Origin of the sequence: Pseudomonas sp. IPO3778, assembly GCF_013386825.1 — a bacterium.
Taxonomy (GTDB): domain Bacteria; phylum Pseudomonadota; class Gammaproteobacteria; order Pseudomonadales; family Pseudomonadaceae; genus Aquipseudomonas.
Genome location: NZ_JACARC010000038.1, coordinates 34,039 through 46,779, shown reverse-complemented (window position 1 = coordinate 46,779; position 12,741 = coordinate 34,039). Strand labels below are relative to the sequence as shown.

Here is a 12,741-nt window from a genome sequence, read left to right as displayed (position 1 = left end):
ACCATGAACGGCGCATCGCTTCGTCATCAGCAACCCGCTCCCGGCCGCAAGCCGGTGCCGCGGGGTGCCAGCCGAATGGTGGCTAAAGAGCCGATGTCGGCGCGCATGCCGAAAGCCAACTTTGGTTTTCTCAAGGCCCTGTTCTGGCCGGTGATTCTGGTGGCATTGGGTTTTGGTACGTATGAAGGCGCCCAGCGCCTGCTGCCGTATGCCGACCGGCCGATCACCAAGATCAGCGTGCAAGGCGACCTGAGCTACATCAGCCAGCAAGCCGTGCAGCAGCGAATCGCGCCTTTTGTGGCGTCGAGCTTCTTCACCGTCGACCTGGCCGGCATGCGGTCCGAACTGGAGCAGATGCCCTGGATTGCCCACGCTGAAGTCCGTCGTGTGTGGCCGGATCAAGTGACGATCCGCCTGGAAGAACAACTGCCGGTCGCCCGCTGGGGGGATGGCCAGTTGTTGAACAACCAGGGCCAGGCGTTTGCCCCGCGTGAAGTGGCGAATTACGAGCACCTGCCGCAGCTGTTCGGGCCGCAGCGGGCGCAACAGCAAGTGATGCAGCAGTACCAGGCGTTGAGCCAGATGCTGCGGCCATTGGGTTTCTCGATTGCGCGACTGGAATTGCGCGAGCGGGGCAGCTGGTTTTTGACCACGGGCGCAGGCAGTTCCGGCCCGGGCATCGAGTTGTTGCTGGGACGCGGCAACCTGGTGGAAAAGATGCGCCGTTTTATCGCCATCTATGAAAAGACCTTGAAAGAACAGATTACGAACATTGCGAGCATCGACCTGCGTTACGCCAACGGCCTTGCCGTTGGCTGGCGGGCCCCTGCGGCGCCCACGGCAGCGCAACCTGCTGTCGCGAAGAATTAAGAAGAGGCAGGACCCATGGCAAACGTGCAAAGCGGCAAAATGATCGTCGGTCTGGATATCGGCACCTCCAAGGTGGTGGCGCTGGTAGGCGAGGTCGCGGACGACGGCACGCTGGAAATCGTCGGAATCGGCACGCATCCGTCCCGGGGCCTGAAGAAGGGCGTGGTGGTGAATATTGAATCCACCGTGCAATCGATCCAGCGCGCCATTGAAGAAGCGCAGCTGATGGCCGGTTGCCGGATTCACTCGGCCTTTGTCGGCGTGGCCGGCAACCACATTCGCAGCCTGAACTCCCACGGCATCGTGGCGATTCGTGACCGTGAAGTCAGCGCCGCTGACCTGGAACGGGTGCTCGACGCGGCGCAAGCCGTGGCGATCCCGGCTGACCAGCGCGTGCTGCACACCCTGCCGCAGGACTACGTGATCGATAACCAGGAAGGCGTTCGTGAGCCCCTGGGCATGTCGGGCGTACGTCTGGAAGCCAAGGTTCACGTGGTGACCTGCGCCGTCAACGCTGCACAGAACATTGAAAAATGCGTGCGCCGCTGTGGCCTGGAAATCGACGACATCATTCTCGAGCAACTGGCGTCGGCCTACTCGGTACTGACCGACGACGAAAAAGAACTGGGCGTGTGCCTGGTGGACATCGGCGGCGGCACCACGGACATCGCAATCTTCACCGAGGGTGCGATCCGTCACACCGCCGTGATCCCGATTGCCGGTGACCAGGTGACCAACGACATCGCCATGGCGTTGCGCACACCGACCCAGTACGCCGAGGAAATCAAGATCCGTTACGCCTGCGCCCTGGCCAAGCTGGCCGGTGCCGGCGAAACCATCAAGGTGCCGAGCGTGGGCGACCGTCCACCGCGCGAACTGTCGCGCCAGGCCTTGGCCGAAGTGGTCGAGCCACGCTACGACGAGCTGTTCACCCTGATCCAGGCTGAACTGCGTCGCAGCGGCTACGAAGATTTGATCCCGGCCGGCATCGTGCTGACCGGTGGCACCTCGAAGATGGAAGGCGCGGTCGAACTGGCCGAGGAAATCTTCCACATGCCGGTCCGCCTGGGCGTGCCCCATGGCGTGAAAGGCCTGGGCGACGTGGTGCGCAACCCGATTTATTCCACCGGTGTGGGCTTGCTGTTGTACGGGCTGCAAAAGCAGACCGACGGCATTTCCCTGTCGGGCCCGAGCAACCGTGACAGCTACAGAAGCGACGACGAAGCGAAAGCGCCGTTGTTCGAGCGGTTGCAGGCTTGGGTGAAAGGCAATTTCTAAAGATTTACCGCAACACCGTTTCAAGCAGTAGGCGAAAAAACTAGAGAAATGAAAGGAGAGGGAAAATGTTCGAACTCGTAGACAACATCCCCGCAAGCCCGGTCATCAAAGTGATCGGCGTCGGCGGTGGCGGCGGCAACGCTGTCAACCACATGGTCAAAAGCAACATTGAAGGCGTTGAATTCATCTGCGCCAACACTGACGCCCAGGCCCTGAAAAGCATCGGTGCACGCACCATCCTGCAATTGGGCACAGCCGTGACCAAGGGCTTGGGTGCCGGCGCGAATCCGGAAGTCGGCCGTCAAGCCGCTCTGGAAGACCGCGAGCGCATTGCTGAAGTGCTGCAAGGCACCAACATGGTGTTCATCACCACGGGCATGGGCGGTGGTACCGGTACCGGTGCTGCGCCGATCATTGCCGAAGTGGCCAAGGAAATGGGGATCCTGACGGTTGCCGTCGTGACCCGTCCGTTCCCGTTCGAAGGTCGCAAGCGCATGCAGATCGCCGATGAAGGCATCCGTCTGCTGTCCGAAAGCGTCGACTCGTTGATCACCATTCCCAACGAGAAGCTGCTGACCATCCTCGGTAAGGACGCCAGCCTGCTGTCGGCTTTCGCCAAGGCTGACGATGTATTGGCCGGTGCCGTTCGCGGTATCTCCGACATCATCAAGCGTCCGGGCATGATCAACGTCGACTTTGCCGACGTACGTACCGTGATGAGCGAAATGGGCATGGCGATGATGGGCACTGGCTGCGCCAGCGGTCCGAACCGTGCACGTGAAGCCACTGAAGCGGCCATCCGCAACCCGTTGCTGGAAGACGTGAACCTGCAAGGTGCACGCGGCATCCTGGTGAACATCACCGCCGGTCCTGACCTGTCCCTGGGTGAGTACTCCGACGTGGGTAGCATCATTGAAGCCTTCGCTTCCGAGCACGCCATGGTCAAGGTCGGTACCGTAATCGATCCAGACATGCGCGACGAACTGCACGTGACCGTTGTTGCGACCGGCCTGGGTGCAAAAATCGAGAAGCCTGTGAAGGTGATCGACAATACCGTCCATACCAGCCACGCCAGCCAGCAAGCTGCCGCTCCAGCGCCTTCGCGCCAGGAACTGCCGTCTGTGAACTACCGTGACCTGGATCGTCCGACCGTGATGCGCAACCAGGCTCAGGCCGGTGCTGCTGCGTCCCGTAGCCCGAATCCGCAAGATGACCTGGACTACCTGGACATCCCGGCTTTCCTGCGTCGTCAGGCCGATTAATGGAATGTATCAGGGCTATGAAGGTGATTGGTGTTCAGCAAAGGTCTGGTCTGCTATTATCGCCAGCCTTTGTTGATACCAGTTCGCAATTTGCGCTGAAGCGGTCCAAGCCATGATTAAACAACGCACCCTGAAGAATATTATCCGTGCCACAGGTGTAGGTCTGCACTCCGGGGAGAAGGTATACCTGACCCTCAAGCCCGCACCTGTCGACACCGGCATCGTGTTTGTTCGTGCCGACCTGGACCCTGTGGTGCAGATTCCTGCTCGCGCGGAAAATGTTGGCGAGACCACGATGTCGACCACGTTGGTCAACGGTGACGTCAAAGTGGACACGGTGGAGCACTTGCTCTCGGCCATGGCCGGTCTGGGCATCGATAACGCCTACGTCGAGCTCTCCGCGTCCGAAGTCCCAATCATGGATGGCAGCGCCGGACCCTTCGTATTCTTGATTCAATCTGCCGGCCTGGAAGAACAGGACGCAGCCAAGAAGTTCATTCGCATTCTGCGGGAAGTGACAGTAGAAGACGGCGACAAGCGCGCCACCTTCGTCCCGTTCGAAGGCTTTAAAGTGAGCTTTGAGATCGATTTCGATCACCCGGTATTCCGTGACCGCACCCAAAGTGCAAGCGTGGATTTTTCCAGCACTTCGTTCGTAAAAGAAGTCAGCCGCGCCCGTACCTTTGGTTTCATGAGTGACATCGAGTACCTGCGCAAGCACAACCTCGCACTCGGCGGCAGCGTTGAAAACGCCATTGTGGTCGACGCGGATGGTGTATTGAACGAAGACGGCCTTCGCTATGAAGACGAATTCGTGAAGCACAAGATCCTCGATGCAATCGGTGACCTCTACCTGCTGGGCAATAGCCTGATAGGCGAGTTCAAAGGCTTCAAGTCGGGCCATGCACTGAACAACCAACTGCTGCGCAAGCTGATTGCACAGACAGATGCGTGGGAAGTCGTGACCTTCGAAGATGCCAGCACCGCACCGATCTCTTACATGCGTCCCGTCGCGGCGGTGTAAGTAACAACTCTCTTTCCTTTTGTTTTTAAAGGCTGCCTTCGGGTGGCCTTTTTTTATGCCTCCAAGTCAGGTGAACACCTGTGGCTCGCTTGCCACAATCACAGCGTGGCAGCATCAACGATCCGGTTACGCCCGCTGTGCTTGGCCTCATACAACGCCTGATCCGCGCTGAGCAGCAACGCTTCCAGCGTGGCGCGGCTTTTTTTGGTCCAGGTGCTCAGGCCAATGCTGACGGTAATCGGCATCGTATCCTCGCCTACCCGTGGCAGGTGCTCGACGCTGCTGCGGATATGTTCGGCAATCAACAACGCACCCTGGCTGTCGGTATGCGGCAGCACCACCGCAAATTCCTCGCCGCCATAGCGGGCCGCGAGGTCGGCAGGGCGGCGGATATTGCCCTCGACCACCTGCGCCACCGTGCGCAATGCCTCGTCGCCCCCTTGATGGCCATGCCGGTCGTTGAAGGCCTTGAAGTGGTCCACATCGATCATCAGCACGGTCAACGGGTCGCCTGAGCGCTGGGCACGGTCCCATTCAAGGCGCAGGCGATGGTCCAGGGTACGGCGGTTGGCCAGGCCGGTAAGGGCGTCGGTGGCTGCCAGTTCTGACAGCACCTGTTCAGCACGGTGGCGCCGGCGCAGCTCCATGCAGAGCATCCAGGTCAGCCACAGCAGGCCGATGCACAAAATCCCGGTGGCACCGCTGATCACCAGCGCCGCACGCTTCCAGGGCGCAAATATTTCATTCGTGGACAGGGCTACGACCACCACCAGCGGCAAATTCCCCACCTTGGAGAAGGTGTAGAGACGGTCTTCTTCGTCCACACTGGAGGTGCCCTGGAAGCTGCCGTCGCGCTCCTGCAGGATGCGCGCGACGTTTGGGCGCTGGCTGAGGTCCTTGTCGATCATGTCCCGTTCCAGCAAGGGCTGTTGGGCCAAAAGGATGCCTTGCTGGTTGATCAGGTTGATGGTGCTGTCGTTGCCGATATTCAGGCTGCGGAACAGTTGCTGGAAATACGAAAGACGCATGGAGGCCACTGCAACCCCGAGGAACCGCCCGTCGGGCCCGGAAACCCGACGGCTGAATGCGATGCGCCATTGGTCGTCGCACACACAGCGCGCCGCGAAAGGCCGGCTGATGAACAGCCCCAGGTCGGGGTTTTGTCGGTGAGCCTGAAAGTAGTCGCGGTCGGCGAAGTTGGCCGCAACGGGGGTCAGCAGCGAAGAGTCGGCAATCACCTGGCCGTCCTTGTCCAGCAGCAGGATATCGCCCTTGTACGGCGCGGCTTCCGAGCGGTCGAACAGCACCAGGTGGCGGATGCTGGCCGATACCCCGGCCAAATCGCTGCGCTCGGTGGCGGCGATCAGGCCTTTGATCGACAAGTCATACAGCTCGACATTGCGCAGCACATCGGCGTCGATCAGTTGGGTGATGTTATTGGCCGTGCGCTGGGCCGCCTGCAAGGTGCTGGCGTGCTCGCGAATCAGTAGCGCCGCCACCACCGTCATGATCAGCAGTACCGTGACGCAACTGCCGATAACCAGCAGCAATTCCGGACGGCGGGAAGGGCGGGGCGGACGGGTGGTGCCTGGGCTCATCGGGCGTACTTCTGCGTCGAGGACGCCTTTAGCGTAGTTCCTGATCGCCGCTTATGTGGGCTGGCTGTGAACGATACGGTTGCGCCCGGAGTGCTTGGCTTCATACAGCGCCCGGTCGGCGTTCAGCAGCAGTGCTTCCCGTGAGCTACGGCTGTGTTTGTCCCAGGTACTGACGCCGATGCTGACGGTGACTGACAGTGCGTCCCCGTCCGCGGGTGGCAAGTGCTCCACGGCACTGCGGATATGCTCGGCGATAATGCTCGCGCCATCGTCGTCGGTATCCGGGAGGATCACCGCGAATTCCTCACCGCCGTAACGGGCGGCGAGGTCGGCAGGGCGGCGGATATTGCCGCCGATGACCCGGGCCACATTGCGCAAGGCCTCGTCACCGCCCTGATGACCATGCCGGTCGTTGAAGGCCTTGAAGTGGTCGACGTCGATCATCAGCAGAGCCAGGGGCTCACCGGAGCGCTGGGCACGCTCCCATTCCAGGCGCAGGCGCTGGTCGAGGGTGCGGCGGTTGGCCAGGCCGGTAAGGGCGTCGGTGGATGCCAGTTCCGACAAGACCTTTTCGGCGCGGTAGCGGCGGCGCAGTTCCAGGCGCAGCATCCAGGTCAGCCATAACAGGCCGACACACAGCACACCGGTGGCGCCACTGATCAACAGCGTGGCGCGTTTCCAGGCGGCAAACACGTCATCGCTGGACAGTGCCACCACCACAATCAGCGGCAGCGCACCTACGCTTGTGAAGGTGTAAAGCCGTCGCGAACCGTTGATGGCGGAGACGCCGCTGAAACTGCCACTGCCTTCGCGCAGCATTCTTTTGAAGTTCGGCCGCGCGCTCAGGTCCTTGTTGATCAGGTTGCTTTCGAGCAAGGGTTGCTGGGCCAGCAGAATGCCGTCGTTGTTCAGCAGGTTGATGGTGCTGCCGCTGCCGATGGTGAGGCTGTTGAACAGTTGGTCAAAGTACGCCAGGCGCATGGTTGCCACCGCCACACCGGCAAACTCGCCGCCCGGCCCGGGTACCCGGCGGCTGAACGCAATGCGCCAGACTTGATCGCAGTCGCAACGAATCTTGAACGGACGGCTGATGAACAGCCCGGCATCGGGGTTCTGCTGGTGCACCTTGAAATAGTCGCGGTTGGCGAAGTTGCGCGGCGTGGGTGTCAGCGTGGAGGAATCGGCGGTGACGTCGCCAGCCTTATCCAGCAGCAGCACCTCGCCTTTGAAAGGCGCCGCCGTGGACTGGTCGAACTGCACCATATGCAGCACTTCGGCCGAAACCCGGGGCAAGTCACCGCGGGTGGTCGCGGTGATCAGGCCGTTCAAGGCCAGGTCGTAGAGTTCGACGTTGCGCAGCACATCGGCGTTGATCAGTTGGGTGATGTTGCTGGTGGAGCGCTTGGCTGCCTGCAGGGCGCTGGCGTGTTCACGAATCAGCAGGACGGCGACGATGATCACGATCAGTGTGACGGTCAGGCCACTGCCCAGAATCAGCAAAAGCTCCGGGCGTGCAGGCAGGGTGAAGGCGCGGCGTTGACTCATGGGACTGGCTTCGGCACTCAAGATGCTGGCAGTTTAGTTCCATGCTGTGAAAAATAAGTCGTCGCCGCAAAAAGAAAGCCTGAACGTTAAAAAACGTCAATCGGGTAGTCGACGATCACCCGGTATTCATCCACGTCCCGGTCCACCGCCGCGTAGCCATTGCCGCCGCGATTGGTCGCCCATTGCAGGCGCACGGCCAAGTCCTTGGCCTTGCCGCCCTGCACCACGTACTTGAGGTCGATGTCCCGCTCCCAGTGCTTGGCGTTCTTGCCGTCGGCGCTGTACCAGGAGGAATAGCCACGGCTGTCCGGGTCGACCGTGGTCAGGTCGGTCTTGCCGCTGATGTACGACACGGCCGAGGTCAGGCCCGGCAGGCCCAGCCCGACAAAGTCATAGGCGTACTTGAGTTTCCACGAGCGTTCGTTGGGGCCGTTGAAGTCCGAGTATTGCTGGGAGTTGTCCAGGTAGATGCTGTCGCCCTGGCTGATGTAGTCGAACGGGGTGTTGCCGTTGACCCGCTGGTAGGCGGCGGTGACGCTGTGATGGCCCACGCCCACGGTGAAATGCAGGCTGTAGGTGTTGTTGTCGATATTGCCCAGCAGGGCCTTGCCGGTTTCCTGGGTGTGGTAGTAGTGCAGGCCCGGGTTGAGGCTGACCAGTTCATTGAGCTGCCAAGTGTAGTCCAGGTCATAGTAGTACTGGTTCCAGATGTCCTTCAGTTCAGACGCATACAGGTTGCTGGTCAGCCCCGGCATGCCGCTGAAGGACACGCCGGCCCAGTCCAGGTGCTGGCTGTCTTCGCCACTGGGCAGCGCGCCGTAGCTGGTGCCGATACGCCGATGGCCACTTTGGTTGTAGAGCTTGGTGAAACTGGCCTGGCCGCCTTCGAACAGCCAGCCGTCGACGCTGTGGTTGGCCAGGCTCACGCCGCGGAAGCTCTGGGGCAGCATGCGGGTCATGCCGCCGGCGATCACCGGGTTGTTGAGGAACAGGTCGCCGGCTTTTAACTCCGTGTCGAAGGCGCGCATTTTCAAGGTGGCGCCGGCGGTGGAGAACGAGCCGGGGGCTTTGCCGTTGCCGGAGCTCACCGGCAGGATGCTGGAACCGTCGGTGCCGCCACCGCCGTCAAGCTTGAGGCCGAGCATGGCGTTGGCGTCCAGGCCGAAGCCGACGGTGCCCGGGGTGTAGCCGGACTCGAAGATCCCGATGAAGCCCTGGCCCCACTCCTTGCTGTCATCGGTGTGAATGTCGCGCCGGTTGCGGTTCATGTAGTAGTTGCGGGTGTTGATCTTGAAGCTGGAACCTTCGACGAAACCGTCGGCGGTTGGGGTGTCTGCCCCGTGGGCAAGGGGAGCGATCGTTGCAGCAATCGCGAGGAATAACGGGGTGAACGTCAGCGAGGTCTTCACCGGTGGAGCTCCTTTGGGTCAATCGAAACTGGCCAGTGTTGTTGGGGTTCCTGGCCTTTTTTCAGGGCAAAAAAAAGCCGCTTAACTCAGCGGCTTTAAGACAGATTCCCAGTGTAGAGCCCTGGAAATAAGTCGAGGGGAATCGGGGGAGAGCAGGTCAGTCTTAACCGCCACGCTCATCGATGCGACAAATTAGCGCAGGTGAGCGGTGCGGTACAGAGTGTAACAAGATAATGACTGTTACCCAAATCGCAACAGTCCAGGCCTGTGGATAAGGGGCGTCCTGACAACCCCATCCAAGAATGTTAGCGTGCTTGCCATTCCCACGTCGTCGATGAGCCCGCCTTCCATGAAAAAGACTGTCCTCGCCTTCAGCCGCGTCACCCCGGAAATGATCGAACGCCTGCAACAAGATTTCGACGTCATATCCCCCAACCCCAAGCTGGGGGACATCAACGCCCAGTTCAACGAAGCCTTGCCCCATGCCCACGGCCTGATCGGCGTAGGCCGCAAATTGGGCCGTGCGCAACTGGAAGGCGCGAGCAAGCTGGAAGTGGTCTCCAGCGTGTCGGTGGGTTACGACAACTACGACGTGGCGTATTTCAACGAGCGCGGGATCATGCTCACCAACACCCCCGATGTGCTCACCGAAAGCACCGCCGACCTGGCCTTCGCCCTGCTGATGAGCAGCGCGCGCCGTGTCGCCGAACTGGATGCCTGGACCAAGGCCGGCCAGTGGAAAGCCAGCGTCGGCGCGCCGTTGTTTGGCTGCGACGTACACGGCAAGACCCTGGGCATCGTGGGCATGGGCAACATCGGCGCGGCCGTCGCCCGCCGTGGTCGCCTGGGCTTCAATATGCCCATTCTGTACAGCGGCAACAGCCGCAAGACCGGACTGGAGCAGGAACTCGGTGCGCAGTTCCGCAGCCTGGATCAGTTGCTGGCCGAGGCAGATTTCGTCTGTCTGGTGGTACCGCTGAGCGAGAAAACCCGTCACCTGATCAGCCATCGCGAGTTGGGGCTGATGAAATCCAGCGCGATCCTGGTGAACATCTCCCGTGGCCCGGTGGTGGATGAGCCGGCACTGATCGAAGCCCTGCAAAACCAGACCATCCGTGGCGCGGGCCTGGATGTGTACGAGCAGGAGCCGCTGGCCGAGTCGCCACTGTTCCAGCTGAGCAACGCCGTGACGTTGCCGCACATTGGCTCGGCCACGAATGAAACCCGTGAAGCCATGGCCAACCGTGCCCTGGACAACCTGCGCAGTGCACTGCTGGGCCAACGCCCGCAGGATCTGGTCAATCCGCAGGTGTGGAAGGGCTGATCACTGCTCTTTGCAGGAGCGAGCTTGCTCGCGAAGAACCTGAGTGCGCTGGGTTTATTCAGGCTGTCCGCGTTATCGTTGACGTTTTTCGCGGGCAAGCCCGCTCCTACAGTTTTCAGCGTGCAAGTCGATAACGGTCTATAGATCGTCATCCCTGATCCACAGAAGGTTTTTATGTCCACCACCAAAGCCCGCGCAGACTCACTCTCGCTTCTGCTCTTTACCTTGCGCAGCGGCAAGCTGATGGCGATTAACCTGCTGAAAGTCAGTGAAATCATTCCCTGCCCGCCGCTGACCAAGCTGCCGGAGTCGCACCCCCACGTCAAAGGCATCGCCACCTTGCGCGGTGCTGCCCTGTCGGTGATCGACCTGAGCCGGGCGCTGGGGGAAATGCCCCTGCAAGACCCGGACGGTGGCTGCCTGATCGTCACCGATGTGAGCCGTTCCAAGCAGGGCTTGCATGTGCAGGCGGTGAGCAAGATCGTGCACTGCCTGACCACCGACATTCGGCCGCCGCCGTTTGGCTCCGGTGGCTCGCGTTCGTTTATCACCGGCGTGACCCAGGTCGAAGGCGTGCTGGTGCAGGTGCTGGACATCGAAAAAGTCATTCATGGCATCGCCCCGGCACAGATCGAAGCGGCGCCCACCGACCTGAGCATGGAAGAAGCCGAAGTGCTGGGCCACGCCCGAATCCTGGTGGTGGACGACAGCCAGGTGGCCCTGCAGCAGTCGGTGCACACCTTGCGCAATCTTGGTCTCACCTGCCACACCGCCCGCAGCGCCAAGGAAGCGATTGACCGTTTGCTGGAGCTGCAAGGCACCGTCGAGCAAATCAACGTGGTGGTCTCGGACATCGAAATGTCCGAAATGGACGGCTATGCCTTCACCCGTACCCTGCGGGAAACTCCGGACTTCCAGGACCTCTATGTGCTGCTGCACACCTCTCTGGACAGTGCGATGAACAGCGAAAAAGCCCGCCTGGCCGGGGCCAATGCGGTGCTGACCAAGTTTTCTTCCCCGGAACTGACCAAGTGCCTGGTGGTGGCCGCCCAGACCGTGGCGCAACAGGGCATCTGACCGGTGGGTGAATACTTCCAACTGCTGCGCCGGGACCTCACCGGCAGCCTGCCCGCCCCGCAATGGCCGGCGGATATTCAGCTGGATCATTACCACGACGCACTGGCCCCGGCGATCCACGCCGTATTGAGCCTGGCCCAGGAACAAGGCGGCGGACGTGTCGGCCCTCTTGAGCAGTGGCGTCAGCAGTTCGTCACCGACGCCGAGTTCGACCCCACGCTGTGCCTGGTGGCCAGTAATGCCAGTGGCATCCTCGGGGTGTCGCAATGCTGGACCAGCGCCTACATCAAGAACCTGGCCATTCATCCCTGCGCCCAAGGCATGGGGCTGGGCAGGGCGTTGCTGCTGCACACGTTCCAGGTGTTCAAGCAGCGCGGCGAAGCGTTTGTCGACCTCAAGGTGCTGGAGTCCAACCTGCGGGCCCGGCACCTGTATGAGCGTGCGGGCATGGTGTTTGTGCTGCGGGACATTGTCCCCGAGGACTGAACGCACTGGCGCATAACTTGCTTCGCTCAGAACCTGAACGGTGAACAGAGGCAAAAACCCGCCACCGTTCTTGAGTGCCTTCTGACCTTGCCTGGTGACAGATCCTCCATGAATACCCACTTTTCCTGCGTTGGTTGCGGCAAATGCTGCACCGACCACCATGTGCCCCTGACCCTTGAAGAAGCCCGGAGTTGGGCGGCTGACGGCGGTAACGTCATCGTGTTGGTAGAAGGGTTCCTGGGCAGTGGCCTGGGGCTGCCCGAATTGCAGCGCGAGCACGCACAACGCCGTTCTGCCGTGGTGCCCAGCGGCAATACCGAGGCGTATGTGGCAATCACCTTTGCCGCCTACAACGCCGGGCGCTGCCGGAATCTTGACGAAGACAACCGCTGCGGCATCTATGAACGGCGACCGTTGGTGTGCCGCATCTACCCGATGGAGATCAACCCCCATATCCCGTTGAACCCCGGCGCCAAAGACTGCCCGCCGGAATCCTGGGGGCAGGGCCCGGCGCTGATCGTGGGGGGCGAATTGATGGACCAGGAACTGGCGGAGTTGATCCGCCGCTCACGCCAGGCTGATCGCGACGATATCCAGGCCAAGGAAGCGGTGTGTGGGTTGTTGGGCATTCACACCACGGCCCTCAAGGGTGACGGGTTTACCGCGTACCTGCCGGACATGGGGCTGTTTGCCCAGGCGATCGAGTTGGCGACACAAGAGGCCGTGCAGGCCAATGAATGGGTGTTCCATGTGTCCGGGATGGACATTGCCGAGCAGTTGCTGGATGCCGGTGCCCGGATTGCCACTGAGGTGCCGGCCAACTATGCGTTTATCTCATTGCGGGCGGCCTGAGGCATAAGACGGACCC

11 protein-coding genes are annotated in these 12,741 nt (G+C 61.2%); 8 read left to right on the top strand and 3 right to left on the bottom strand.

What is annotated here, in order from left to right:
• The first annotated feature begins 3 nt into the window (after positions 1-3).
• The 4 genes from HX855_RS20030 (at position 4) to lpxC (ending at position 4,434) form a co-directional block, all read left to right on the top strand.
• Complete coding sequence (locus tag HX855_RS20030) at positions 4-870, top strand: cell division protein FtsQ/DivIB (RefSeq protein WP_177084139.1); 867 nt, start codon at positions 4-6, stop codon at positions 868-870.
• A 15-nt stretch (positions 871-885) separates the two neighbouring features.
• Positions 886-2,148, top strand: a complete 1,263-nt coding sequence (gene ftsA / locus HX855_RS20025; RefSeq protein WP_088423798.1) for a cell division protein FtsA — start codon at positions 886-888, stop codon at positions 2,146-2,148.
• Between the two features lie 65 nt (positions 2,149-2,213).
• Positions 2,214-3,410 (top strand): cell division protein FtsZ, encoded by a 1,197-nt coding sequence (gene ftsZ / locus HX855_RS20020; protein WP_003216225.1) that lies wholly within the window; start codon positions 2,214-2,216, stop codon positions 3,408-3,410.
• A 112-nt stretch (positions 3,411-3,522) separates the two neighbouring features.
• Positions 3,523-4,434, top strand: coding sequence for a UDP-3-O-acyl-N-acetylglucosamine deacetylase (gene lpxC / locus HX855_RS20015; protein WP_003216227.1), 912 nt, complete (start codon positions 3,523-3,525; stop codon positions 4,432-4,434).
• A gap of 98 nt (positions 4,435-4,532) precedes the next feature.
• Here lpxC and HX855_RS20010 read toward each other — a convergent pair whose 3' ends face one another.
• The 3 genes from HX855_RS20010 to HX855_RS20000 form a co-directional block, all read right to left on the bottom strand.
• Complete coding sequence (locus tag HX855_RS20010; RefSeq protein ID WP_177084137.1) at positions 4,533-6,032, bottom strand: diguanylate cyclase; 1,500 nt, start codon at positions 6,030-6,032, stop codon at positions 4,533-4,535.
• Positions 6,033-6,083: 51 nt separating this feature from the next.
• Positions 6,084-7,577 (bottom strand): sensor domain-containing diguanylate cyclase, encoded by a 1,494-nt coding sequence (locus tag HX855_RS20005; protein ID WP_177084135.1) that lies wholly within the window; start codon positions 7,575-7,577, stop codon positions 6,084-6,086.
• 86 nt (positions 7,578-7,663) lie between these two features.
• Entirely contained in the window at positions 7,664-8,986 is a 1,323-nt protein-coding gene (locus tag HX855_RS20000) for an OprD family porin (protein WP_177084133.1), read from the bottom strand.
• A gap of 349 nt (positions 8,987-9,335) precedes the next feature.
• Between HX855_RS20000 and HX855_RS19995 the strand changes: the two genes are divergently transcribed.
• From HX855_RS19995 to HX855_RS19980, 4 genes are all read left to right on the top strand, one after another.
• On the top strand, positions 9,336-10,310 hold the full coding sequence (locus HX855_RS19995) for a D-glycerate dehydrogenase (RefSeq protein ID WP_177084131.1): 975 nt from the start codon (positions 9,336-9,338) through the stop codon (positions 10,308-10,310).
• A 174-nt stretch (positions 10,311-10,484) separates the two neighbouring features.
• On the top strand, positions 10,485-11,387 hold the full coding sequence (locus HX855_RS19990) for a chemotaxis protein CheV (RefSeq protein ID WP_177084129.1): 903 nt from the start codon (positions 10,485-10,487) through the stop codon (positions 11,385-11,387).
• 3 nt (positions 11,388-11,390) lie between these two features.
• Complete coding sequence (locus HX855_RS19985) at positions 11,391-11,873, top strand: N-acetyltransferase (protein WP_177084127.1); 483 nt, start codon at positions 11,391-11,393, stop codon at positions 11,871-11,873.
• 108 nt (positions 11,874-11,981) lie between these two features.
• The gene (locus tag HX855_RS19980; RefSeq protein WP_177084125.1) at positions 11,982-12,725 is read left to right on the top strand and encodes a YkgJ family cysteine cluster protein; all 744 of its coding nucleotides are present in this window, start codon (positions 11,982-11,984) and stop codon (positions 12,723-12,725) included.
• Positions 12,726-12,741: the final 16 nt, after the last annotated feature.

What these genes read in the sequence shown, in the direction of transcription:
- HX855_RS20030 (WP_177084139.1), top strand. Translation starts at nt 4, where the DNA reads ATGAACGGCGCATCGCTTCGTCATCAGCAACCCGCTCCCGGCCGCAAG.
- ftsA (WP_088423798.1), top strand. Translation starts at nt 886, where the DNA reads ATGGCAAACGTGCAAAGCGGCAAAATGATCGTCGGTCTGGATATCGGC.
- ftsZ (WP_003216225.1), top strand. Translation starts at nt 2,214, where the DNA reads ATGTTCGAACTCGTAGACAACATCCCCGCAAGCCCGGTCATCAAAGTG.
- lpxC (WP_003216227.1), top strand. Translation starts at nt 3,523, where the DNA reads ATGATTAAACAACGCACCCTGAAGAATATTATCCGTGCCACAGGTGTA.
- HX855_RS20010 (WP_177084137.1), bottom strand. Translation starts at nt 6,032, where the DNA reads ATGAGCCCAGGCACCACCCGTCCGCCCCGCCCTTCCCGCCGTCCGGAA.
- HX855_RS20005 (WP_177084135.1), bottom strand. Translation starts at nt 7,577, where the DNA reads ATGAGTCAACGCCGCGCCTTCACCCTGCCTGCACGCCCGGAGCTTTTG.
- HX855_RS19995 (WP_177084131.1), top strand. Translation starts at nt 9,336, where the DNA reads ATGAAAAAGACTGTCCTCGCCTTCAGCCGCGTCACCCCGGAAATGATC.
- HX855_RS19990 (WP_177084129.1), top strand. Translation starts at nt 10,485, where the DNA reads ATGTCCACCACCAAAGCCCGCGCAGACTCACTCTCGCTTCTGCTCTTT.
- HX855_RS19980 (WP_177084125.1), top strand. Translation starts at nt 11,982, where the DNA reads ATGAATACCCACTTTTCCTGCGTTGGTTGCGGCAAATGCTGCACCGAC.